The organism is Anaerolineales bacterium (assembly GCA_015075625.1).
In the GTDB taxonomy this organism is placed as follows: Bacteria; Chloroflexota; Anaerolineae; order Aggregatilineales; family UBA2796; genus UBA2796.
Map to the genome: position 1 here is coordinate 99,974 of JABTTZ010000005.1, position 24,436 is coordinate 124,409.

Below are 24,436 nucleotides of genomic sequence, written 5' to 3' on the forward strand. Positions count from 1 at the left end.
AAGTATAACGCGGAGGATTGCCCCTTAGCGAACGAACGCCTCTATGGAGTACCCCCCTACTGTATCCCCATTTGCCCCCCCCGCCCGCGAGACAACAATGGCAACCACCCCCCCCTTTATCGGCAGGGGGGGGATGATTAACGGTTGATCGAGTGTTTCTGGGGAGAGCGCTTCCTTTGCCAAAAGCGTGCCATCAGCGGCAAAAACGGCGATCTCTAAGACCAATGTCCCCGACGAACGCGCTGCACTAATGACAAGTTCCCTGTCCTCATTGGGAATGGTCACTCGCCATGTGTCGCTGTAATCGGCGTCACTAATTGTCCCAAAACCGCGCCCATCCCCACGCAGAATCCCGCCCCCGCTTGGGGCGATGGCGCTGCTGACGACCAGCCGATAATTCCCACTGGAGCCGCTTGCCCCAATCAGGATGATGCCCACCCGTCCATCGGGGGGAGTTGCCGCCTCTAGGGTGATTGTCCCCTGCTCATCAGGGGCGGCACGGGCAAGGATCGCGCCCGGAAGCGCCCCTCCCTTTGCCACAAGGTAGGCTTGGGCGGTGAAGGTTGGCGCATTCGTGGTGATTGAAACCCCTACCGAAGGAGCGCTGGCAAGATCATCCAACAGCCATTCTTGCACGGGGTAATCGTCACTGAGGATGCCCGTCACGGCGCTGCCAAAGGGGGCAAAGCCCTGAAACGCCGCCCCTGCATACCCCCGCTCTAAGCTGAGATCAAACGCCCCATTCGCCCCAAATGCCCCATCGCCAGGAGGAATCAACGGTGATGCACTAACGACCAGTGCAAAAAAACCATCACGGGGGAGGACGTAGCCCGTGATCCGTCCAGCGAGGTTTCCGCCGCTGTTGTCATCCGCATAGAGGATCGTCCCGTCAGGTGCAATCAGCGTGAGGAAGGGGTCCAGCGAACTTTCGAGCGTTGGGCGTGCCTCTGCAATGATCCGATCTCCCGCCCGCCCGTAAAATAGCCACGCTTGGGCAGGCGTTTGCGGCGCGACGGTGCTGCTTTTGCGCTCTCCATAGCGGATGCCCTGTGCCATTTCAACCCCCCCACTGGTCGGAGTCAAAAGGCGCTTCACTATCAGACGTACTGGGCTGCGTTCTGTATCATTCGTCGGGGTAATGAGGATTGTGTAGCGCCCTGTGGTTGGCAAAACAACCCGTGCTGCGTAGCCATCTGCGCTTTCGGTTGCCTCAATCACGGCGAAAGGGCTGCTCTCTCCGGGCAAGCTCATCGTAACCAGAGGACGGAAGGCTTTCCCCTCCCCAAGTGGGCGGATGTGCGCCTCAATGACTGTCCCCGCTGCGCCATCAAAGGTGAAGTGATCCCCGCTGAGTCCTGCCTTTGGCACGCCATAGGTGGGCAGATGAATCTCAGCCTCCACCACATCGTTCAGCATGGCTGCCGTCAGACGATAAACCCCCTGTGTTGTCCCCCCCGCCCCTAACCAACGGGAGATAACAACAACATACGTCCCGGTTTCGGGCAAACGCACCGGTAGCGTCTGTATGGCTGTGGCGTCCGCCGCCCCCGTGATAGTCGTCAACGCCCTCCCATTCAGGAAAAGGGCGATATCCAAACGCAGATCGCTGCTCACACGCTCTGCGCTCAATTGGATGACCGATCCCCCTACGCCTGTGAACGTCCACAGATCAGACGCATTCCGGTTGCTGATCGAATCTTGCTGCGGGGTATCCAAGGGGAGGTTGCGTGCCGCCGCCGTTGCTAAATCGGCAGGAAGATAGCTTGCCCGACGCTGGAGGGTGAGTGTGTAACTGCCTGTCAGGGGGGCGCTCAGAGCGACGATATAGCGCCCAGTGGTGGGAATAACCACCCCCGACAGGATTGTATCTCGGACTCCTGCAGTTGGTTCGGCGCGGGCGAGGATCATGCCGGTGCTGTCTTGTACCTCAAGGTGCGGCGCCCCATCAGCTTGAGCGCCCGCCGCCGCCAGAAGAATCGTCTCCCCTTCGGCGCTGTCAAAGGCAAAATAGGTGGCGGTGTCTTGCTGAAGGTTGACCCGCGTTGTGCCGCCAAAGGTAATGGGTAAGGCGATGGTCGCCGCCGCGCTGAGCATCCCCCCGCTGGAGTCCAAGCTGAGCAAGAGGCGAAATGTCCCAGTCAGGGTAGGATCATTATCGCGGGCGCGAAGAGTCAGCGTGTATGTGCCATTGGCAGGCAGCGGCAGGCGCGTGATCGCACTGCTTACCCCTTCCAAAGAGCCTTCGGCAAGGGCAAGCCCATCAGACCCGCTCAGGATGAGCGCCGGAATCAACGATCCAGCCGTCGTCACCGCACGGATAGTGACGAACTGCCCCGCCCGCCCCTCAAACGTCCAGGTCATCGCCCGCGTCAGCGTGTCGATGATCCCTGTAGTGGGAACACCCGGCGTGATTGAGGGTGGTTCGGCAGGAAGTGTCCCATCGGCAAGGGTCAGGCGATATTGACCGGCATCCCCTGCCCCGCCCGGCACAATGAGAATCGTGTACAGCCCATCGGTGGGGAGTGTGAAGGGGGCAATCTGGAACGCCCCCTCACGTGGTTCGGCAATGCGAATAGCATTCCCCGCCGGACTGAGCAAGATTGCCGCCGGACGGAGATCGCTGCTCAGGCTGAGCAGGTGAACGGCAATGCGTTCTCCGGCTGCCCCCCGGAAAAGCCAATAGTGGGCGCTCTCTGCCGGGCTAAAAATGCCAACAGCGGGCTTGTTGCGGGTAAGGATACCGCCCGTTGCCGCCGGATCGCCCGCCGCCGAGGAAAGATTCAAGGTCATCGCATAGGGGCTGAAGGCTGCCGCCGCATTCGCCGGACGGCGGATGGTGATCACATAGCGCCCCGTCGCCGCCAACTGAAAGTCACGGATGGTCGTCCGTCCAATCTCCAAACTCCCAACTTGAAGGGTCGTTCCGGCGGGGTCACGAAGGACAAGCTCTGGCGGGGCATCGTCCGTTTGATGGAGCAAGGTCATCGTGACCACATCGCCCGCCGCGCCGTTGAAGGTATAGCGGGCGCTGTCTGAGGCGCGATCCAGCGTCCCCACTGCCCGCCTGCCGTAACTTAACCCTTCGGCGGCGCTAATTTCCCCGCTGTCGCGGTATAAACTTTGAAGGGCGACTTCGTAATTTCCGGCGCTGCGCCCTGTCCGCGTAAGGATAATCGTATAATCGCCCGTATTAGGCAGTAAGACGCCATTGATACGGGCGTTCAGCCCTTCTGAATCATCGGCTTGGGCAAGGATATTCCCGCCGCCATCCTCAACGCGCATGACAATATCCAGATCGCCGCTGGTGGCACGGGCGTTCAGTGCTACCACCTCGCCCGCCACCCCGCTAAAGCGAAGACGATCCGAGGGGGCGGCATCGTCCAAGCGCCCAATCCCCCGTGAGCCCGGGCGCACCGTCCCGCGCACGGTACCGGGGTTAGGTGTCCCCTCTAGGTGTATTGTATAACGTCCAAAGGTTGCCCCGCTTATGCCCAGATAGCGCGTTGCCACCAAGCGGTATGTTCCCGCACGGGGAAGGCGGTAATCGGTCAGAGTGGCACGATCTGTACCAAGCGAGTCGGCGGTGGCGAGGATCGCCCCTGTCTCCGTTTCTAAGCGGATCACGCCTGATAGCGAAGCTCCCGGCTCACGGTTGAGGGTAACCGTGATCCGATCCCCATCCCCCCCGCTGAAGGTATAAAATTCTTCGGGGCGGTCATCAGCAATCAAGCCCGGACGAGACGCCCCATAGGTCAGCGTATCAATCTCGGCAATGGGCGGCGGGGTGTAATCAAGCCTCACTTTGTACGAGCCGCTGCTGCCGCCTGCTGCCCCAATGGTCATTACATAGACCCCATCTGCCGGAATCGCCAAGATTGTCTCTGGTGTGAACCCGATCCGTGCCACATCGCCATCCGGTTCAACACTCATCAGCGTGTCGCCGCCGGGGGTGCGCACGGCGAGGGTCGGCTTCAGGAAGGAATCGCCCGCTCGCACCTCCACCCGCACGCGATCCCCCGCACGGGCATTGAATAACCATGTGTCTTCGGCGTCGTCCGGGTAAAGATCGCCCGCCGCCGTTTCCCCATAGCGGACAATTGCCCCCATAGACCGCGCTCGGCTCTCTTGAAGATTGATGCTCAGCGCGTAAACCCCCGCCCCAACAAAGGCGGGATCGGGGTTGCCAACAATGATCGTGTAGCTGCCGCTAAAGGGGAGTTGAATATCGGCTCGTGCGCCGCGTCCATCGCCCAGATCACCGACGGTTGCCAGCGCCAGACCGTTTTCGGCGCGGACTTGGAAACTGCCTAAGAAGGGTGTCCCACGTGCATAGCGCAAGGCAATAGAGAGAACATCGCCCACCGTTCCGGCAAATGTCCATGACTCAAAGGGATGCCCTGCCGTGAAAATGCCGGTGACCGTCTCTCCATAACGAAGCGCCCCACTCGTGCGCTCCCCTGATTCCGGTTGTTGGGCTAAGGTGTAAACGCCAGCGCCCGTTACCCCCCCTGTCACCTGGACGCGATACACGCCGTCCGAAGGCAGAGTCAGGTTTTGCAGCCGCACCACCGACCCAGCCAGAGCGCTCTCTTGGATGGAAAAAGTTTCCCCATTCGTATCCAACAGGCGAACAGTCAGCGGGGCAAGCGCCCCACTTGCCGCCGCCACAAAGGTGACACGCTCCCCCCGATATCCGCGAAACAGCCAGGTATCCTCGCCATCTTCGCGGTTAAGCAGCCCAGAGACGGTTGTCCCCGCCGTAATCAACCCACCACCTCTCGCCCGCAGCCGAGGGGCGTTCACCAAACCAAGCGTCAGCGTATACCGTCCGCTCCCTTCCTCCTCTGGGGCGTTCACCCGCAGCGTATATATCCCATTCGCCGGCAGGGATGCACTGCCCAAAGCACTCCCACTGGCAAGGATCGCCCCATCGGGAGCAGCCAACACCGCACGGGGGGCAGGTGTTTGGGGGTCGCTGCTAAGGGCAAAGGTGATCAGGTCGTCGCGCGTACCGAGGAAATAGTAGGCATCCGCTTCCCCCCCGCTGACCAATTCGCCATGAACAGACTGTCCATAGAGCAAGGGACGCCCATCGGCAATACTCAGGTCACTGATCGTCACATTGACCACCGACAGCGTCAGCAAATAGCGCCCGCCGCCGACCCCCATGCCGACGACTGCTGTGAATGTTCCTCCGGCGATCACGCGATAAGTGAGCGTTGCCGTGTTGTCATCGACGCGAAACTGCTCACCAATGATCGCGTTGGTGCGATCCCAGAGGGTTATAGTTGGCGCAGCGTCCCGGCTGAGTGCCATCGCCCGCAGTTGAATCACCGTTCCAGTGATCACACTAAACTGCCACGCTTGCCCCAACGTCCCCACCGGAATTTCACCCCGTGCCGAGGTATCCAGCCCTAACACGCCCGCGTTGGGGAGCGCCGCCGGACTCACCAGCGGGTTGATCAGATCGGCAATATTGACGCGCACCGGCGCCGCAGTTGCCGACTCACTAAGGGCATAGCGCCCGATAATTGGCTGAACAACGCCGATACGAATGGTTTCGGCGTCCTCTTGGGTGAAGGGAATCAGGACATCACTGATCAGGCGGTACGAGGCATACGAACGCCCCACTACCCCCGCCACAAGGACGCGATACTGCCCGGCAACAGCGGCACGCACGCCCAACCGTTCAATGACGGATTCGCCCGCTGCGCCTGTCACCTCGGCAATGATGCGCCCGGCGGGGTCGGCAATATACAGGTGCGGCGTCCATGCCAGCGGGGTCAGGTTCGTCAGCCGCGTGTTGATCAGCCCACCGGCAGGAACATCCAACGTCCAGACTGCCAAGCCATTGGCACGGGTGGCAACCCCTTTCACGGTCTTGCCCGCCTCCAATGCGCCGCCGTTGGCATCTTCCACCCGTAGGCGATAGCCCACCGAGGCGGGCGTTGGACGATCCCTCCCGCTGAGCGTCCCCCGCACATCAAAGACGATGATCCGGTGGCGTCCTGTTTCTGCCAGTGTCAAGCGTTCGATCACGGCAGGGAGGTCGCCTCGGTTGAAGGCGGTGGCGAGGATCGTCCCATCAGGACGCGCCACTGCAATGCCAATGCCGTCCGTCGAGGCAAGCGGACTCGCCCGCAGGGTCAGCAGGCGCGGCGCGTCAAGGTCTAGCCAATAAGCGACGCTCCCTGCCGGAAAGAGCTTTCCCTCAATGGGCTGATCCACCGCAGGCAGCGGGCTAAGGTCAGGCTGTTGGGTGAACTGCCCAAAGGCGACCCCTTCCATCCCGATTTGTTCAGCGCTAATCGTGTAGGGAAGGCTCTCCCCAACGGCAGGGCGCACCTCAATCTCATAGAGTCCATCGGCGGGAATGGCGAGGGGTTGGCGCAGCCCCGCCCCCAAATTGCCCTGAAATAAGCTGTTTCCGGCGCGATCCGCAATGCGCACTTGCGCCGTTGTCGAGGGGGCATCGGGAATCACCCGAAAGATAATCAAGTCGTCGGGGCGTCCCGAAACAAACCAATAATCTGAGCTTGTCGCCGTTGCCCGACGGGGCGTATCCAAACGCAGCGGACGTGCTGTGCCAGCGCTGATGCTCAGGCGGGAGACGGTGAGGGTATATTCCGCTGTTGGCGATTCCTCAAAGGTGAGCGTCCCCACTTCAACAACATACGGACCGTTCCCCGGCAGAACGGCGGGCAGCGCCAGTGGGCTAAGACCTGTCGTTTCAGCAATGACTGCCCCCAGCGGGGTGAGAAGACGGATACGGGCGAGACGGTTTGCCCCGTGTAGGTCTAGGGTGAACCCTAAATTGCCGCCGAAATCAAGGCGATAGGCGCTGACGGGGTAATCAACCGTGAAGCGCCCCCGCAGCGGGGTGTTGAGTAAAAGGGTACTTCCACGTGAATCACCAGTCTCGCGGGATGTGAGCGTTAGGCTATAGCGCCCGCTGGTAATGGCTGTTGTGGGGCGGCGGGCAATGACGACATATTCACCGCTGATTGGCAAACGATAGCCAACAATCGCCGCGTTCGTCCCCTCTCCAGTTGAATCGTTGTTTGCCACATTCTCGCCAAGCGGCGAGAGTATCTGCAAAAAGGGGTCGAGATCGCCGCTCTCGGCGGTCATCCGAATATCGACTACAAACCCCGCTGTGCCATTGAAGCGCCATAGCTGGCGGGCGACCTCCGCAGTGAGTTCACCTTGTGCGGGAACGCCATAGCTAAGCCGTCCGGCATCGGTTGTGGTGGGGAGTGTTGGTTCGGGGGTTGGTGTCTGCGAATCGCGGCTGACAAGTTCAGCGTGGAGGGTATACCCCCCGCTGGTCTGCTCTAACCCCTTCAATTCGACGCGATATGCCCCGCCAAAAGGAATCCGAAAGGTGATCAGCGCCTCGGATGCCCCTTCAGGTGATTCCGCCCCGACCAAGAAATGATCGCCTGTGTCATAGACGCGCAGGGCCGGACGCAGATCACCGCCCGTTCGGGTGGCTCGCAGGGTAATCACATCATTGGCAAGGGCAATCAGGCTAAAGGTTGCCCGTTCGCCCTTCCCGATTTCTCCGCTGGTGGGCTGCCCTAGCGTTAGGTCGCCCCCCTGAGCGCGAGTCAGCCGCCACATAAGAGCTGTCCCCATGCTAAGAGCAACCATCACCAACGCGATCCAAACCTTACTGCGCTGCCTCATGAAATCATCCCTTTTGTCGGGTGTACCGAGGCGTATCATAACATGATTTAGACAGGTGAAAGGATTTTTCTGAAATGGTAGGGAGCGTTAGCCATAGGTGTTGGGTCAACATCTCTAGGGGGAAAGGGGGACGCGGACGCGCTGTAGCACGTCCCTACAAGGGTGCGGTGGGGGATGGAATCCTAGACGAGGTTGTGTTTGGCAGCGAGGACAATTGCCTCGGCGCGGGTCTGGACGCCCATCTTGCCGAGGATATTTGTCAGGTGAAATTTTACCGTTGAGGGGCTGATCACTAGCCGATCTGCAATTTCCTTCAGGCTAAACCCCGCTGACATATCGCGCAGCACTTCCCGTTCGCGTTCCGTCAAGCCGAAATCGTCGCCGCGTTCGCCATCGGTGTTGAAAAGCAGCCGATCCGCAATGGACTTTGAGAAAATGATGCTCCCATTGTGTGCGGCGCGGATCGTCGCCGCCAGATCGCTGTGGAGCGCCCCTTTCAAGATGTAGCCCACTGCCCCATGTTGCAGCATCCCGTGAACGCTTTCGTCGTCCTGAAAGCTGGAGAGAACGAGGATTTTTACGGTGGGAAAGCGTGCCATAATCGTCTGGGTTGCTTCCACACCGTTCATGATCGGCATCATGACATCCATCAAAACGATGTCGGGCATATACTGCTCACAGAGCATGATCGCTTCTTCGCCGTTTGCTCCATGCCCAATAAGGTGGATGTCAGACGCGCCATGCAGTGCCAATGTGACGAGTTCATGTGTGGTGAGGTGATCATCAACCAAGACCACTCGGATTGGGTGGGAGGTGTCCATATGATGTTGAACCCTTCAACCTTGTGAGCGATCTCTATTATATACGTAACGCACCTTACGCACAGACCCTCATCCCCTAGCCCCCTCAGCCCGCTACATGGGAGAGGGGGATTCTCTTGGGCAGGGGCGCTGCCCGTTCCCACCCTTTTATGCGGCTAATCTCAGGGAGAATCACACGGCCTGCCTTCGGTGAGTACTTAAGCTGCTCTCTCATATTGGGAAATTGCCCTACCCGCTCAACAGAGTCAAAACAAAACGCGGGGTCAGATAAATTTCCACCAGTGCTGCCACAAAAAGAAGGGGCAGCACCAACCCAACGAACAGTTTAACCCAATCCGCCAGTGCCTCTAGCCACGCCTCCCAAACTCCTTTCCCTTGTGGGGGACGGGTTACCACCGCGCCCAACCGAACAGCCGCTGCCGAGGCGATTAGGATTGCTGGAATTTCAAACAGACTGTGCGGGATGAGCGCCACAAGGAACGTCCCCGCTCCAAGCATTGCCAAAATGGGCTGCCCAAAGATGTACCCAAGCAGCCCAAAGGGCAAGGCGGCGAAAAAGATGCTCATCACCCCGAAACTAAACACACCGAGGATGAGCGAGACGAGCAGCACACGAAGATTCTGCCCGACAATAAAGCTGAGGCTTAGGGTGGTGTTCCCATAATCAAAGACCCCACGTAGGTTGGTTAGCATGTCGTCTTTGCTGGTAAACAACTCCGCCGGAAGGTTCAAGTCGGGGCGGACTGTGGTGATCACAAAGCCCGTCATGAATGCACCCACAATGGCGATTCCCACAATCAGCGCTGCGCCCCGTAACAAGCGTAGGGTGGGGAAGATGCTGTAACGATACCACGACAGAAGCCCCTTCACCTCCTGTCCATCGCGCAAGCGGCGGGTAAATATCCGCCATGCCCAACGGAGGTTGATCTGGTCAATTGCCCGTCCAAGCAAATCCTCGCGGTTGAAGATGCGTGCGCCCATGCTAAAAAGCAGCACATCCGCCACCACCAATGCCCCCAACATGTACCACAAAATATGCCGCTGGTTCGTGATCATGATGAAACTTTCCAGAAGCACCAGCAATGAGGTCGGAATGATGATGAAACTTGCCAACAGGTTGGAGGCGCGAGTACTCGTCGTTTGGCTGCTGACAACCACCGCCCCGGTGACCATCACCAGCGCTTGCGCCGTTGTCAGAAGCAAAATCTGGATCACAAGGATCAGTTCGGGTCGCCACTGTTGTTCGCCGGCGATCAGGGAGATCATGTAGATGCCCATCCCTACATAGCTGGCAGCAAGGGGTGGAATCATCGCCGCGAAGGTCTTTCCCAAATAAAGTTCAAGGTTCGTCAGCGGTGTGCTGAGCAGCGGCTCAAGGCTGCGGCGCTCTTTTTCGCCCACAAACGTTTCCAGCGCAATAACCAGCGAGATCGAAACGGGAAAAAATCCGACGATCATCGGCAGCAGGGGGAGGAAATTATCGATCAGCGGCGTTGCCCCATATTGGACAAAGAAATTTGTGAAGATGCGCGTCATCCCTTGCGCAAGGCTCGGAAAGACAAGCGTCAGGACAAAGATGGGGAACATGATTCGCCAATCACGCAGGCTGTCGCGCATTTCGCGGCGGGTGACGATTAGAGCATTGTGGAGCGTCTCCCGCCATGGGTGGCTTTCGCCCATCAGGGTAGCTGCGTTGGGGGTTATTGGGGGCGTCAAGGGTTGTGTGGTCATGGTTAGGACTGCGCTTTCTCGGTGATTCCTTCGTCCTCGGCAACAATTTGCAAATAGACCATTTCCAAACTATGTGGCACTTCGCTCAGCGTCACCACAGCATTCCCCTCGGTGACAAGCCGCTTCAAGATTGCTGGATTGGTTGTTTCTGGCGTCGTCGTTCGGTAGCGCAGCCAATCCTCGCCCGTCTCGGTGATCTCTGCTAATGTGCCGATGCTTTCCGTTGCCCCGTTCACCGCCGCCGAAAAACGCACCTCCATGATCGGGTCGCCCACAAACCGACGGGAAAGATCAGCAAACGACCCATTGGCAATCAGCCGCCCGTGACGGATGACCCCAACGCGATCTGCCAAAAGCTGCGCCTCTGCCAGATTATGGGTGGTCAGGATGATCGTTCTCTTGTCGCTTTTCAGTTCTGCTATTGCGTCGCGGACGAGTTTCGCACTTTGCGGATCCATTGCTGAGGTCGGTTCGTCAAAAAGCAAGATAGGCGGGTTGTGGAGCAGCGCCCGCACAAGGGCAAGTTTTTGCTTCATCCCTTTAGAATATTCGCCAATGCGCTTGCCTAGCGCATCGGTCAAGCCGAAACGCTCCATCAGGTTCAAGGATCGGCGGCGGCGTTCCTCTGCTGAGAGGCGGTAGATTTTCCCGAAGAAATCGAGGTATTCCAGCGCCCGCATCCGCTCATACAAGCCATGTTGTTCGGTCAACACGCCCACATTAGCGCGGACATAAGGGGCTTGGCTTACGACATCATAGCCCGCTACCTTTGCCCACCCGCTGGTTGGCTTCAGGATAGAGGTCAACATGCGGATCGTCGTTGTTTTTCCCGCCCCGTTTGGACCCAAAAACGCGAACAATTGCCCCTCGGCAATCGTAAAATCAATGCTGTCCACCGCCCGAAAGTCATCAAAGTCTTTCGTCAGACGCTGCGCTTCGATCATGGTATGTGCCTTGTGTTATGCCGTTGCTTTTAGGGGTTTCCTCAAAATCTATTTTAGTGGAGTTTCCGGCAAAGTGATCTCACCAGAGGCAAAATGTGGACTTTTGTCATGCTTTGGGGGCGTGATCTCGCCGCTAAAACGCCGCGCTGAAAGCAGCTACCCCTTCGGGGCTTGCCCCCACCCCACAACAGAGACAGGGACTCTCTCCCCCTTTCCCCGCTTGCAGGGAAAGGGGGCGGGGGATTGGGGTTCTTTTAGAAATCACTCTGGTGAGGTACTTAGCATAGAAGGGCGCATCCTATGCGCCGTCTGTTCCTAGCCAGCCTATCAACCCTGTGCGCCTCGTTTCCGCCGCCGCGCTTGAATGGTCACGCCCGCCAAAAATGCCCCCGTGCCGAGGAGTCCGGCAAGGCTCGCCACCATCCCTAAATGGTAGCTCTGCGGGCTGTAGCGAAGGGTCACCGTATGCTCGCCAGCAGGCATTGCCAGCGCCGTCATCGCCGTGTCCGCTTTGAGCAATGGCGCAGGCTGCCCGTCAATCTCCGCTGTCCATCCGGGATAGTAGACAAGGGCAACGTCAAGCACAGTGGGCGAATCCGCCTCTGTGGTTACAACGATCCATTCCGGTTCAAGCCTCAGCAGGGTCGCCTTGCCGATAAAATCAGGGTTGAGCGCAACCCCCGCCTCACGCTCTAGGATCACCGTAGTCAGGGAATCGAACGCCGGCTCATTCAGGATACCTCGTGCCGCATCGTCGTTCGGCTCAACCCATACCGTCCCCACAAGGCGGGCAAAGGGACGCGGTGTTCTCAGCGCGTGAAGGTTTGTCCCCCCCGCCGCATCGCTGTAGACAATGCTTGCGGGGGCGGAAAGTTCCTGATTCGGCGTCAGCACCCAACGGACGGCGAAAACTTCCCACAGCCGCGCTTGGTTAGACACATTCAACAGCTTATCCACCGTCGCCAAGCGCAGCGGACTCGTCCCGCGAATGTCGGGAAGGGCATACGCCGTCCCATAATTTTCAGGAATCGTGTCAATACGGCTGCTCAAATCATTTTGTTCCCCTCGAACACCGATCAGAGCGTCGATGGCGGGGGCGGGGGCAAGCCGTTCAAGGGCGGGGCGGTTTTCAAGGTTAGGGCTGATTAACCGTCCAAAAGTGAACAACTCAATACCGATCAGAGCGACAATGATCACCCCGCGCATGTAGAGCCGCTGCAAATAGTCAATACCGAGGATGGTCACGGCGGCGATGACGGCAATGAACACACTGAAAGTCACCATTCGCAGTCGCTCAATGGGAACGCCGTCGGGGGCTTTCACCCATTCGGAAAAAACGGCGAAGCCCACCCCCAACGACGGGGTAATGATGCTGCTGATGGCAACTTGATAGCCACGTTTGAGGTCTTCATGGAGCGTATCTTGCAGCAGTTGGGATGCCCCTAACCCCGCCAAGATTGCCCCGCACACGGTGACGAGGTAGGCAGCCCGTTCTTGCCCACGAAAGAGGCTAAAGCCGGGCAAGAAATTATAGGCAAGGTCATAAAGAATCGTCTGCGCCCCAAAACTGAGGGTCACCGTGACAAGGGCGGCAATGCCCCAAAACCCAGCTACCTTAGGATAGCGCCAGGCGAGGTAGCCGATGAAGATCACCCCTGCAACGCTGACATAAAGGGGCGACCATTGGCTAAACAAACCGGGAAGGATCATCTGAAAGAGATCATAGAAAGGAAAGCCATTTCCTTTAGCAAGGAAACTCAACCCATCGCGGGTGGTGCGCCCCAGATACTCCCATGCGGGCAAAAGCTGCACAGCAGCAATTCCCCCTCCAATCCCAAGCACGAGTGCCGCCCCACCAAGAAACACCCATCCGTTTTTCTTACCCGTGTAGATCTGCCAAGCAAGGTAAGCAAGGGCAAAATAGGCGGTGAATAAGGCGGTTTGCGGATGCCCTGCCAAAAGCGCCAACGCCAGACCACCCCCAGAGAGGGCAAACCACCCATAGCGCGTGACCTCATGGCGCGTTCCCTCAAGAATCCCAAGCAAAATAAGGGGTAGCCATACACTCGCTTCCATCAGGGCGAGTTGGAGCGGCGGATAGCCCGTCATGTAACCGCCATAGGCAAAGATGATTCCGCTGACGAGTCCCCCTGCTGGCGAATAGGGCTGCCCTATCGTCAGGCGGCGGACGAACGTATACATCAACAACGAGGCGATCAGGCTGTGGGCGATCATCTCCCGTTGGAGCGCGTCGTAAACGATATTGGGTGGTGGGTCGCCCTCGTTTGTCAGGTTTAGCAGGGCAACCGTGATTAGGCGTGGCGGATAAAAGACGGCGGCTTGGGTATCGGCAAGGAAGGGATGCCCACCAAGATTATAGGGATTCCAGAGCGGAATCTCGCCCGCGCCCATCCGCGCTGTTTGGTAGGTAGCAAAGCTGACAAACTGCCCGCTGAAATCCCCTTCGATGAGGGATTGCTGGTTGATCCGTTCGGGGGTGATCACCCGCCACCAATACACATAGCAGAGCAAAATCAAGGTGAGGACAGCGAAAACATCCAATATGGCGCGTCGGGCAACTAAAGAACGTTTCATAAGAGGTCGGTGATCCTCACTCCATAGGGTTGAAAGAGGAATAGATTCCCTCTCTCAAGGGAGAGGGGTAGGGGTGGGATTATGGGTGTGCCTCTATCCCATCGTTTCAGTGAGCTTCTATGAATGTGAGAGTCTAATCGGGTAGGGGGAAAATCGCAATGAGACGCCCACTTAAAGGGCGATCCCGATCAACATAGCCCCGCCGAGCGTGATCAAAATTACTGCGAAAACAAGCCCGCTCAGGTTACCTCGCCCGCCTGCTATTGCCATTCCCCCCAAGATGAGCGCGGCGATTCCCACCAACCAGCGAAGGATCATCCCCCCAGCAAGGGGGGCTGCCGGATCAAACGGCGGCGGTTGTACACGTGGTGTCGGGGTAAAGTCCCAAAGAAGATCAAATTTTTCTGCTTGTTTCACCGTCACGCGCACATGCCATGTCCCCGGTAAACTCATATTCCCACCCACCGCGCCGTACCAGCCATTGCCCTCGTTGGCAAGCTCTAACTCCGTCCGTTGAAGGTCTTTTGTGCTGTGTCGAAAGCGGAGGAACACCCGCGCCGCGTTGGGGATGTTTTCTAGGGTAACCATAGACCATAAGGAGACGCGGAAGGTGTTCAGCCCTACGCGGTTGGGGGTAATCTCTAGACGGATGTGCGTCCCATCCTCAACCATTGTTTCTTCGCGGAAAACCGTCGTTTCCGTCAGCGCCGTCCGCCGAATCGACTCCGCATAGGCGGCGCGGGCAGGTTGGAGGGCGGTCATCACGCCTACCGCCACAAGAACGCCCGCTGTTAGGGCAACCTCTGCTCCCACAAGCATCCGCAGCCGTCCCGCCCAAAGGACGCTTCCCCCCCGTAGCGCACGCCCCGTCAGAATGAGATTAACCCCCGCGACAAGAAAGGCTGGCAGCAGCAAAAGGGATTTGATCAGAAGCGCCCGCCCATACTCAGTTCCCAAAAGGGCATCGCCTGTCCCCACATGAAGCCACCCTGCATAAAGCCCACTGAGCGCCACCCCTCCAACGGCGATCCGCGCATAATTCGAGAAACGCCCAGTGATTGTGGCTAAGGTGAAGACTCCATAGTTTTCCCGTCGCCGCAATCCCCCTATCGTTAGGAGAAATGCCCCCAAGCCGCCCACCCAAAGCGCAGCGCACAGCCCATGCACAAGCGTATTTATGACGGCGGGAAAGGCATCATGCATGGCGGTGCTGTGGCTGTATAAGCCACTGGCGAGGATAATCCCCCCGCCGCCCACTGCCCCCGCCAGCGGAATCGCCCCTCGTCGCCAGAGGATCACCCCCGCCGCTGCCCATGCCAGACCGCGCACCCACCAAAGCGCCCCAAAGCGGGTGTTTAAAAGAACTATCCCCAATTCCGGCGTGCGAACGGCGCTGATTAAGGGGACGCCCGCAACCTGTGCTGTGTGGTGGACAAGCATCAGGATAGCGCTCACCCCGCCCACCCACCATCCAGCAACAAGGTAGCGCCGGACAATGGGGAAATCGCGCCCGATCCAGGCTAAAAACCCCGCCCCACCGAGGAGCATCGCCGCACCAAGGAGGTTCAGCGCCCGAATCACCCCACCTTCCAACGGAAATGCCGCTGTATTCGCCGCCACATCGTCCTGCTGCGGCAGAGCAACCCCTATGCTAAAGATGAAGTTTCCCTGTGTGGTATGCCCATCCGCTGTCGAAACCACCGTCCACTGCACAGTATAGACATCTTCGGGAAGTTCGCCGGGCGTCATCGAAAGCTGTTTCGCATCGCCAAGAACAAGATCACTTTGGGTGGAGAGTGGCTTTCCGTCCGTACCCCGCACCGTAAACGCGCTAAAGGCGGGTTCAAGTGGCTCACTGAAAAAGAGGCGGATTGTTTCCGGCGGCGTGGCGAGGATCGCCCCGGCGGGCGGATCAGAGGCGATCAGATCGGCGTGGGCGTGAGCGGGACTTACTACCCCAAAGGTAGCGAGAAGGGCAACCCCCCCCAAAAAACACAGGACAAGAGTAAGGCGGTGTGATAAGCGCATGTGCCGATCTTAACGCATTTCTCGCCGTAGGGTCGCCCTTTAAGTACAGGCAAGAAGAACGTTTTTACCCCGTATTTATCGAAAGGAGCAGATTGGAGGGACTTCCCCCCTCAAAAAAGTGTAAGCCCCCTCTACCGCGTAGCGGTAGAGGGGGCTGGAGGGCGAGGGTCTGTGTGTAAGATGAGGTTCTAATCCACTATCATTGCAGTACCCTCACTGGTTGGACGGCAGCCAGCCTTCTTACAAGAAGGACAGGCGTCGTTCGTTTGCCCTTGATCACCACCGCCTGCCCATGGGTAAGTCTATCGTGCTAAGCGGGGCTGTCAACCACTGAGGGGTCAATCTCGTTGAAAAATACTGTAGGGAAAGGCTGCCGAGGTATCGTTGATTTAAGACCCGCTATGCCTCCAAGGGAATGGCGCACGCCTCATCATCACAACAGTCAACATCAGCCGACTCACCGACCATCTGGATAGGCTTTGGCGCATCTGCCCAAGCAAGGCTCAGCGCCCGCGTAAAGACTTCCACAGGTTGTGCGCCGGAAATGGCATATTTCTCGTCAAAGAGGAAGAATGGCACACTCTGAACACCCATATCACGAGCGCGGGAAATATCCCCACGAACAGCCGCCGCGTAGGTTCCCGTGTTCAACATCGCCCCCACCGCCGCCCCATCTAACCCAATCTTACGGGCAAGCTGAACCAGCGTTTCATGGTCAGCAACAGACAGCCCATCCGTGAAATAGGCAGTTTGGAGGCGTTCTTTCATTGCGCTCTGACGCCCAATCTCTGCTGCCATATGAAGCACACGATGGGCGTCAAAGGAATTCACGCTCTGTGTCCGTTCCATGTGAAAGATAAGCCCTTCTTCGGCTGCCACATCCGTCACGCGGCGTTGCATTCCTTCTGCCTGCTGATGACTGATCCCGTACTTCTTGGCTAACACCTCTGTGAGTGTTTTTGTCGATTGGCGCGGGGCATTGGGGTCAAGCTGAAAACTACGCCAGACAATTTCGACCTGATCGCGGGCGTCAAAGTCGGCTAATGCCGCTTCCAATCGCCGCCGTCCAACATAACACCAGGGGCAGGCAATATCCGACCAAATTTCAATCTTCATGCGAATTCCTTTGGTTTACCAATGAACGCGGCACCTTCGTCTATTTACAGCGGCACAGGGGCAAAACGCCCATAGATTGTGTTGACATTGTAACCCCAGTGATCCCGCCTCTAAAGCAGCAGCCACCCCTGCCCCGTACACAGAGAGAGGTAGTCTCTCTGTGTACGGGGCAGGGGGGTAGGAGGGATAGGGGTTCTGAACCAAAAAAATCAACATAACCTAGTAACCGTTGTTGCAAGTTTAAAAAGGTCACGGACAGCATACAAACGATAGTTATCCAACTGTAGGGGGTATGCGCCGTAACTACGGAAGAGTTTATCATCGCTGTGTTCTGTGCGATAGATGAGCGGATGCCCAATGTGCCCAAACACGCGCAAGCCAAGCAGTATCGGAGTGAACTGGTCACGATTGGGGTGCTGGTTGCCCTCAAAGGAGGCTGCTTTCGTGCCTTCTTCCGCTGGCTGGTGCGCGATTCGATGGGCTGTTCGGCGGACTGCCGCATCGCTCTCATACCCATTTTGAAGCCATCTAGCCTATGTGGTTGCCATGTTCAACGTGCTGCTCGGACTCAATCGCACTTTACAGCCGGAGGCTGATCCCCTGGATCGCCTCTACTATCTTGCTCAGTTTGCTCTGTGAACTAGCCCCAACGGTTACTAGAACGGGTCGCCCTTTTTTTCCTATTTTCCTACCGTCCGAAAATGTGGGTAACTGCCGTCGCTCCCACCGCGCCGAGACTCTGCGCCATCCCAATTTTAGCATCCTTGATCTGGTTCGCGCCCGCCGCCCCTCGCAATTGCAAGACGACCTCCACCACCTGATAGACGCCCGTCGCCCCGATGGGGTTCCCACGACTTTTCAACCCACCAAAGGTGCTGATTGGAAGTGTCCCCGCTGGCATAATCGCGCCTTCTGCTGCCAGTTTCCAGCCTTCGCCCCGTCCGGCAAAACCGCTCGCCTCCAGCGCCAGCGTGGAGAGGATCGTTGCCGCATCGTGGATTTCAGCGAAACTGATCTCATCGGGGGTCAGGTTTGCCTGCCGAAAGGCGCGATCTGCTGACTGCTTGACCGCTGTCAGAAAGAGCGGATCGGTACGCTCATGAACAGCAAGGGCGTCCGTCCCCACTGCGCTTGCCAAAACGCGGATCGGGTTGGCGGTGAGGTCGGCGGCGCGTTCCGCCGTCGTCAAGATCACTGCCGCCGCGCCGTCGGCATCGGGGGCAACATCAAAGAGGTTGATCGGCTCTGCCACCACCGGAGCGGCGGCGAATCGCTCTGCCTTGATCTGGTTTTTGTACATCGCCAGGGGGTTCTTCCCGCCATTGGCATGGGCGTTCACACTGAAATTGGCAAAGCCAGTGAGATTGACCTTGTATTCGTGAAGGTAGCGCCGCATGAGCAGCGCCGCCACCCCAACGGGTGTTGCCCCATGTGCCGCCTCATACTCGGAGTCTAGCATCGTCGCCAGGGCTTTCCCGCGCCCGGATCCAACGACATCGGTCACTTTTTCGACACCCAAGACCATGACCGTATCCGCCGCGCCGCTGGCAATCATCAGACAGCCATAGCGGAACGCCAACCCACCAGAGGCATCTGCCCCTTCAACGTGGACGGCTTCAATGCCGCGCATCCCAACGTAATCGGCAATCAACGGCGCAACATGGTTCTGCCCGCTGATCGTCCCACCAAGCGCATTGCCAATCACGAGGGCGTCAATCCCCGCCACATTCGATTCAGTCAAGGCGGCGCGTACTGCATCTCCGGCAAGGTCACGAAAGCCCACATTCCAATGTTCCCCAACAGGCGTCATCCCAACGCCAACCACAGCGACTTCACGCATAGCGCTTTACTCCTTTAACTTTCCACGGTAACGACTGTACAGGGCATAGTCAATTTGCGTTCGGCGGGCGATGTAATCGCGGGTCTTGGGGGCGCGGTTTTGCCGTTCGGTAATTTTCTCCGTGACGCGCAGATCGAAGGCATCCGAGCCAGCGCCGCTGCCATAGCTCACCACAAAGACACGATCCCCGGGTTTGGCACTATCCAAGACGGCGGAAAGCCCCAAGAGGCACGATCCGGCATAGACATTTCCCACATCATTCGCCAACAGCCCTGTTTTGAACTGCTCTGGCTTGAAACCGAGCGTTAGTGCCGCACGTTCGGGAAACTTCACATTCGGCTGGTGAAAGACAGCGTGTGTGTAGTCGGCGGGGGTTGTCCCCATCAATTCCATGAGCGTTGCCGCAGCGCTTTGGGTGTGATGGAAATAGGCGGGTTCGCCGGTGAACCGATCCCCATGTTGGGGATATTTTTCCTCTGCCCGCCGCCAAAAGTCTGGGGTATCGGTGACAAAACTATACGACCCCTGAAAGACCGCCAACGCTTCGGCTGCGGGTCCAACGATGTAGCCCGCCCCGCCCGATGCCGCCGTGTATTCGAGGGCGTCACCCGGGCGCCCTTGTGCCGTATCCATGCCAATGCTCAGAGCATAGTGCGCCATGTTTGAGCCAACCAAGCCAATCGAGGCTTGAAGGGCTTCCGATCCCGCTTTGCAGGCGAATTCCCAATCCGCTGCTTGTGTGTTGGGAACAGCGCCAATTGCCTCAGCGACGATGGTGCTGGTAGGTTTTACGGCGTAAGGGTGACTTTCCGACCCCACCCACACGGCGCGGATGTGCGTCGGATCAATCCCGGCACGGGCAAGGGCGTTCCGCGCCGCCTCAATGGACATGGTGATTACGTCCTCGTCCAAGCCGGCGACTGCTTTTTCTTTGATTGGCGAGCCGCCCAAGCCGCCCGTCCAGACCCGTGCCACTTCTGTACCGGGAAGGCGATAGCGCGGAACATACGCGCCGTACCCGATGATCCCGACCTCTCGATCCGGGTGGAGGACGCTCCGCCCGCCATTGAATGCTGTCATGGTTTATCTCCTTGATTCATAAATTCCGCCACCAGCGCCACCGCCCGATCCAGCCGGATGTTCCCCTCGGCAAGCATGATCTCAACAATGCGCAGCACAAGCGCCGGGGGTGCACCTGCCGCCGCCGCCAATTGACGGGCGTGCAAACTCATATGCCCGCGTTGAATTCCCTCCGTTGCCAAAGCGCGGATTGCGGCGAGGTTTTGCGCCAAGCCAACGGCGGCGATTACCTCTGCTAATTCTCGCGCTCCGCTTACGCCGAGAATCTTCATGGCGACTTTTGCTGTCGGATGAACGCGGGTTGCCCCCCCAACCGTCCCCACTGCCAGCGGGACGGTCATTGCCCCCCGCAAATCACCCTGATCATCCGCCGTCCATGTGGCGAGGGCGGTGTAATGCCCCTCGCGGGCGGCGTAAGCGTGCGCCCCCGCCTCCAACGCCCGCCAATCGTTCCCAGTGGCAAGGCACACGGCATCCATCCCGTTCATAATCCCCTTGTTGTGGGTTGTTGCTCGGTAGGGATCAACCTCGGCAAAGGCGGACGCTTCCTCAATGGCGCGGACAACTGTTTTGCCCTCCGTCTCGCCCGTCGCTAGTTCAGCGGCGGGGATACGACAGGTAGCGGTTGCCTTGCGCCGATCTGTCAGATTGCTCAGGATTTTTAAGCCCACCCGTCCACCCGTCGCTGCCTCAATATGCGGGGCAAGGGCTTCGCAAGCGGTGTTTACCGCGTTCGCCCCCATCGCATCGCGGGTGTCATAGAGTAGATGGACGATCACCATCCCCCCAACGCGGGTATTCGGGAAACGGCGCACCTCAATAGCCCGCGCCCCGCCGCCCCGTTTTACAATGGATGACGAAGGATCATTGGCTAGAGCAATCAGTTTCTCGCGATTTGCTAGAACTGCCGCCGCCGCGCTGTCAACATCCGGCACCCCCAACACTTGAATCTGCCCGATCATGATTGGTTCGTCGGTTGTCACGGTAAAGCCGCTGCCCGCCCGTGCCAGCTTTGCCGCAAAACTACAGGCGGCGACGATACTCGGTTCTTCAACAACCATCGGCACAAGGTGTTCGCGCCCGTTGACAAGAAAATTCGTGGCGATTCCCATCGGAAGCGCATGAACACCAATCACGTTCTCAATCATTTGGTCAGCCTGGTCAAGAGGCAGTCCGGCGCTCAACACCGCCTGCTCCTCGGCTGAAAGATTTGCCCATGCCGCAACCTCCGCAGCACGTTCCGTCCGCGATTTTTGATAAAATCCGGGCAGCCGTGAGGAGGGACGGGGGGTATCCTGAGTCATGGCAAGTCACCTTTCCTTAGGCGGATTGTCGCATGGGAGTCGATGTGAGAGGTAGGGTGATAGGCTCTCAAAAGCTATCGATTTGTGAAAAAAGACGCGGGTTTCGTTACAATGCATTGTTCGCATACCTTGTGTGTCTTGCGGTGAAAATGAATATGAGACACACCTCACAACAAACAATACCAAAGAAATGAGGTTCTCAATCATGGGTCTTTCTCGCCCACCGATTCACGCTTTTGTTTTTGACCTCGATGGGGTCATCACCGATACCGCTGAATACCACTACCTTGCCTGGCAGCGCCTGTGTGACGAAGAAGGGCTATCCTTCAGCCGCGCCGACAATGATACCTTGCGCGGGTTATCCCGTCGGGACAGCCTTCTAAAAATCTTGAAGGGGGCAGCCATGCCCGAAGAACGCATGGAACAACTCATGACGCGGAAGAATGATTACTACCGCGACTTTCTGCGGAAGATCACCCCAACGGATTTGCTCCCCGGCGTGGGCGAATTCTTGCGTGCGGCACGAAAGAAAGGCATCCATTTGGGCTTGGCGTCAGCAAGCAAAAACGCCAAAGACGTGATCGAAAACTTGCAGGTGAGCGATTTTTTCGAGGCGGTGGGCGATGGCTATTCTGTCGTCAATTCTAAACCCGCCCCCGATTTATTCGTATGGGTTGCTGGACGTTTGGGTGTTCCTCCGGCGGAAGTCGTCATCTTCGAGGACGCGGAGGCAGGTGTAGAGGCAGCCCACGCCGCCGGAATGCGCGTCGTGGGGTTGGGACCCATCGAACGGTTAGGAAAGGCGGATATCCTTTATCCTGGGTTGGAGAGTGTCACCGTAGAGGCGGTCTTGATGGCTCTGGGGTAGTTGAGATTACACAAAGAACGCATTGAAACTTTTCCGCAGCGAATAGGTGACGGACGTTAATAAGCACGCAAACGATATAATGGACGCCGAGAACGTGAGTGGCTTTGCAGTCAAAACGAACCAGCAGGGCACAGAATTTGTTCAGGATGCACTATCCTTTTCCTTTCTCAAAAGTCTCAATCAGTTCATAGTCAATTTTGTTGTTTAGGAAATGAATATGGAATACCGTTTTCTGGGTCGCACAGGGGTGAAAGTTAGCCCGCTGTGCTTGGGTACTATGAATTTTTGGAGGGCGCACGGACGAGAAAGAAGCCGCTGCCATTATAAACCATGCTATTGAGAGTGGGATCAATTTCATCGATACGGCGAACGTCTACGGTCACGATCCTGCCAACTTTGAGTTTGGACGCGGGCGCAGTGAAGAAATCATTGGGCGCGCGTTGAAACAAAATGGCAAGCGTTCACAGATTGTGCTGGCAACAAAAGCGCATTTCCCTATGAGCAATGACCCCAACGCACAGGGAAGCAGCCGCCGACACCTGATCGAACAGTGCGAGGCATCGCTGCAACGTCTGCAGACCGATGTAATTGACCTCTATCAACTTCACCACCCCACGAATGACGTGCCAATCGATGAAACCCTGCGTGCCCTAGATGATCTAATCCATACTGGCAAAGTGTGCTACATTGGCACAAGTTCTTTTGCCGCTTGGCAGATTATGGAATCGCTGTGGGTTTCAAAAGAGTGGGGGTTTAATCGTTTTGTCTGTGAACAGCCGGTATATAACCTGCTAGATCGGCGCGTAGAGCGTGAACTCATTCCGATGGCGCAGACCTATGGACTGGCGATCATCCCCTGGTCGCCGCTGGCTGGCGGTTTGCTGACAGGCGGCTATCGGCGCGGTCAGGCAGCACCGTCCGATTCCCGGTACGACGCATTTTGGAAACAACCGAGTTATCTGACCGATGTGGTTTTTGATGTGTTGGATGTGGTTGAAGCCCTAGCGAAAGAAAAGAATGTCACACCAGCACAGATTGCATTACGGTGGTGTATGGATCAACCAGGTGTCACCAGTCCGATCATTGGTCCGCGCACGCTTGACCAGTTGAAGAACAACCTGGGTGCCTTAGAAGGGGCGCTTTCTAGCGAAGATCACAAACGGCTTGATGCGATTGCACCGCCGGGTCAGATGACCGTTCCCTTCTACGGCCATGATGGTTTCGCGTGGACGACCTGGGGACCGCATCGTTATCGATAAGATAGAAGTCACTTAACAGATTGTTTTGATCGATAGAGGAGTTCATCCATGCGGGGTTACATCACCCGGCTGGTGGTCATTAATGCTCTGATTTGTGCTGTCTTCGGCGCATTATTTACCATACCAATTGGACGGCTTGAAGTTGGACTCATCGGTGGATTATTATTCGGTGTGACAAGCGGTTTATTCATCGAACTGACCTTTCGACGTTGGAAAGACCGCTGGTTATATCATCGTCGGTTGCTGTTTCTGGTTCTATTGGAAGTGCTGCTGACTCTCTATTTGCTGCTCCCTGCCTATATCGTGTATTTCAATTTGCGTCCCGCACGACTGCCTATAACTGAGATGCCTCCCGAACTGATCAATATCGCGCAAGAGGTCGCATTGTCGACCAGCGACGGAATTACGCTGTCTGGATGGTATATCCCGCCCCAAAATGGAGCAGTGATCATTGCTCTGCATGGGCTTGGCAGCAATCGTCTGGGTGTACTGCCTCATACCCTGATGTTGGCTGAACAGGGGTACGGTGTTCTCATGATGGATATGCGTGCGCATGGCGCAAGCGGCGGCGAGGTATTTGCAGATGGCTGGAATTCCGCTGTCGATGTCCGTGCGATGGTGGATTATCTCCAATCACACCCGGAAGTTGAGCATATCGGCGCATTGGGTTTATCGGCGGGAGCCATTTCGATACTTCATGCTGGTGCTGCAATCGAAGCTATTGAAGCCTTTGTTGCTGATGGCACAGGTGTTGCGGCGATAGAGGATTTACTTGATCCCCTTATTCCACATCCCGCTATTGCCTGGCTCCTGGTGCCGGATTACTGGATGGGTTTTCGCTTTACAGGGTTATTCAGTGGGGTGCAGCCCTTGCCATCGCTGCGGGAACAGGTCAGGAGCATTGCGCCACGCCCAATTCTGTTTATCGCGGGAGCGGAGTCGATGTGGGAATCGGAACTGGCTGCGAAGTATGCTCTCAGTGCAGGGGCTGCGGCGGATGTATGGGTTATCCCTGATGCGGGACATGTAGCTGGTATTTTCACTGACCCAAACGAATATACCGTTCGTGTGCTGGCTTTTCTGGATGCTGCCCTGATAGAATGAAGAGTATAAACAGGCGTTAAAAATATAAAATCTACATACGTGGCCCCACGCCACGCC

General features: G+C 57.5%; 13 protein-coding genes and 1 pseudogene. 4 read left to right on the forward strand and 10 right to left on the reverse strand.

Translation table 11 applies throughout. From position 1 onward, the window contains the following. Nucleotides 1–24: 24 nt before the first annotated feature. The 7 genes from HS103_19480 to HS103_19510 all read right to left on the reverse strand — a co-directional run bounded on the left by HS103_19480 (nt 25) and on the right by HS103_19510 (nt 16,924). Nucleotides 25–7,689, reverse strand: coding sequence for a hypothetical protein (locus HS103_19480; protein ID MBE7514975.1), 7,665 nt, complete (start codon nt 7,687–7,689; stop codon nt 25–27). Between the two features lie 182 nt (nt 7,690–7,871). Then, nucleotides 7,872–8,510 carry a response regulator transcription factor gene (locus HS103_19485; GenBank protein ID MBE7514976.1) on the reverse strand — a complete coding sequence of 213 codons (639 nt, stop codon included), beginning with the start codon at nt 8,508–8,510 and terminating at the stop codon, nt 7,872–7,874. Nucleotides 8,511–8,738: 228 nt separating this feature from the next. Then, nucleotides 8,739–10,241, reverse strand: a complete 1,503-nt coding sequence (locus HS103_19490; GenBank protein ID MBE7514977.1) for a stage II sporulation protein M — start codon at nt 10,239–10,241, stop codon at nt 8,739–8,741. Between the two features lie 2 nt (nt 10,242–10,243). Further along, on the reverse strand, nt 10,244–11,185 hold the full coding sequence (locus HS103_19495; protein MBE7514978.1) for an ABC transporter ATP-binding protein: 942 nt from the start codon (nt 11,183–11,185) through the stop codon (nt 10,244–10,246). A gap of 327 nt (nt 11,186–11,512) precedes the next feature. After that, entirely contained in the window at nt 11,513–13,780 is a 2,268-nt protein-coding gene (locus HS103_19500; GenBank protein ID MBE7514979.1) for a YfhO family protein, read from the reverse strand. A 171-nt stretch (nt 13,781–13,951) separates the two neighbouring features. Beyond that, the gene (locus tag HS103_19505; protein ID MBE7514980.1) at nt 13,952–15,808 is read right to left on the reverse strand and encodes a copper resistance protein CopC; all 1,857 of its coding nucleotides are present in this window, start codon (nt 15,806–15,808) and stop codon (nt 13,952–13,954) included. Nucleotides 15,809–16,207: 399 nt separating this feature from the next. Beyond that, a complete protein-coding gene (locus tag HS103_19510) occupies nt 16,208–16,924 on the reverse strand; it encodes a DsbA family oxidoreductase (GenBank protein ID MBE7514981.1) in 717 nt (238 codons plus the stop codon). 359 nt (nt 16,925–17,283) lie between these two features. On the opposite strand from HS103_19510, the gene HS103_19515 reads away from it, so the two are divergent. Continuing rightward, nucleotides 17,284–17,520: a hypothetical protein gene (locus tag HS103_19515; GenBank protein MBE7514982.1), complete on the forward strand. Its 237-nt coding sequence runs from the start codon at nt 17,284–17,286 to the stop codon at nt 17,518–17,520. 92 nt (nt 17,521–17,612) lie between these two features. Here the strand turns inward: HS103_19515 and HS103_19520 are convergent, their stop codons facing one another. Genes HS103_19520 through HS103_19530 form a run of 3 tightly spaced genes read right to left on the reverse strand, consistent with a single transcriptional unit; the run spans nt 17,613 to nt 21,148 of the window. Then, nucleotides 17,613–18,764 carry a thiolase domain-containing protein gene (locus HS103_19520; protein MBE7514983.1) on the reverse strand — a complete coding sequence of 384 codons (1,152 nt, stop codon included), beginning with the start codon at nt 18,762–18,764 and terminating at the stop codon, nt 17,613–17,615. Between the two features lie 6 nt (nt 18,765–18,770). Beyond that, nucleotides 18,771–19,844, reverse strand: coding sequence for a hydroxymethylglutaryl-CoA synthase (locus HS103_19525; protein MBE7514984.1), 1,074 nt, complete (start codon nt 19,842–19,844; stop codon nt 18,771–18,773). Beyond that, nucleotides 19,841–21,148: a hydroxymethylglutaryl-CoA reductase, degradative gene (locus HS103_19530; protein MBE7514985.1), complete on the reverse strand. Its 1,308-nt coding sequence runs from the start codon at nt 21,146–21,148 to the stop codon at nt 19,841–19,843. The genes HS103_19525 and HS103_19530 overlap by 4 nt, the downstream gene beginning before the upstream one ends. Nucleotides 21,149–21,353: 205 nt before the next feature. On the opposite strand from HS103_19530, the gene pgmB reads away from it, so the two are divergent. The 3 genes and pseudogenes from pgmB to HS103_19545 all read left to right on the forward strand — a co-directional run bounded on the left by pgmB (nt 21,354) and on the right by HS103_19545 (nt 24,379). After that, on the forward strand, nt 21,354–22,016 hold the full coding sequence (gene pgmB / locus HS103_19535) for a beta-phosphoglucomutase (GenBank protein MBE7514986.1): 663 nt from the start codon (nt 21,354–21,356) through the stop codon (nt 22,014–22,016). A gap of 211 nt (nt 22,017–22,227) precedes the next feature. Continuing rightward, nucleotides 22,228–23,275, forward strand: a pseudogene (locus HS103_19540) (aldo/keto reductase). Nucleotides 23,276–23,323: 48 nt separating this feature from the next. Further along, nucleotides 23,324–24,379, forward strand: a complete 1,056-nt coding sequence (locus HS103_19545) for an alpha/beta fold hydrolase (protein ID MBE7514987.1) — start codon at nt 23,324–23,326, stop codon at nt 24,377–24,379. Nucleotides 24,380–24,436: the final 57 nt, after the last annotated feature.

Excerpts from the sequence above, each read along its gene's own strand:
- HS103_19510 (MBE7514981.1), bottom strand. The coding sequence starts at position 16,924 with ATGAAGATTGAAATTTGGTCGGATATTGCCTGCCCCTGGTGTTATGTT.
- HS103_19545 (MBE7514987.1), top strand. The coding sequence starts at position 23,324 with ATGCGGGGTTACATCACCCGGCTGGTGGTCATTAATGCTCTGATTTGT.
- HS103_19505 (MBE7514980.1), bottom strand. The coding sequence starts at position 15,808 with ATGCGCTTATCACACCGCCTTACTCTTGTCCTGTGTTTTTTGGGGGGG.
- HS103_19480 (MBE7514975.1), bottom strand. The coding sequence starts at position 7,689 with ATGAGGCAGCGCAGTAAGGTTTGGATCGCGTTGGTGATGGTTGCTCTT.
- HS103_19485 (MBE7514976.1), bottom strand. The coding sequence starts at position 8,510 with ATGGACACCTCCCACCCAATCCGAGTGGTCTTGGTTGATGATCACCTC.
- HS103_19525 (MBE7514984.1), bottom strand. The coding sequence starts at position 19,844 with ATGACAGCATTCAATGGCGGGCGGAGCGTCCTCCACCCGGATCGAGAG.
- HS103_19490 (MBE7514977.1), bottom strand. The coding sequence starts at position 10,241 with ATGACCACACAACCCTTGACGCCCCCAATAACCCCCAACGCAGCTACC.
- HS103_19520 (MBE7514983.1), bottom strand. The coding sequence starts at position 18,764 with ATGCGTGAAGTCGCTGTGGTTGGCGTTGGGATGACGCCTGTTGGGGAA.
- pgmB (MBE7514986.1), top strand. The coding sequence starts at position 21,354 with ATGGGTCTTTCTCGCCCACCGATTCACGCTTTTGTTTTTGACCTCGAT.
- HS103_19495 (MBE7514978.1), bottom strand. The coding sequence starts at position 11,185 with ATGATCGAAGCGCAGCGTCTGACGAAAGACTTTGATGACTTTCGGGCG.
- HS103_19500 (MBE7514979.1), bottom strand. The coding sequence starts at position 13,780 with ATGAAACGTTCTTTAGTTGCCCGACGCGCCATATTGGATGTTTTCGCT.
- HS103_19530 (MBE7514985.1), bottom strand. The coding sequence starts at position 21,148 with ATGACTCAGGATACCCCCCGTCCCTCCTCACGGCTGCCCGGATTTTAT.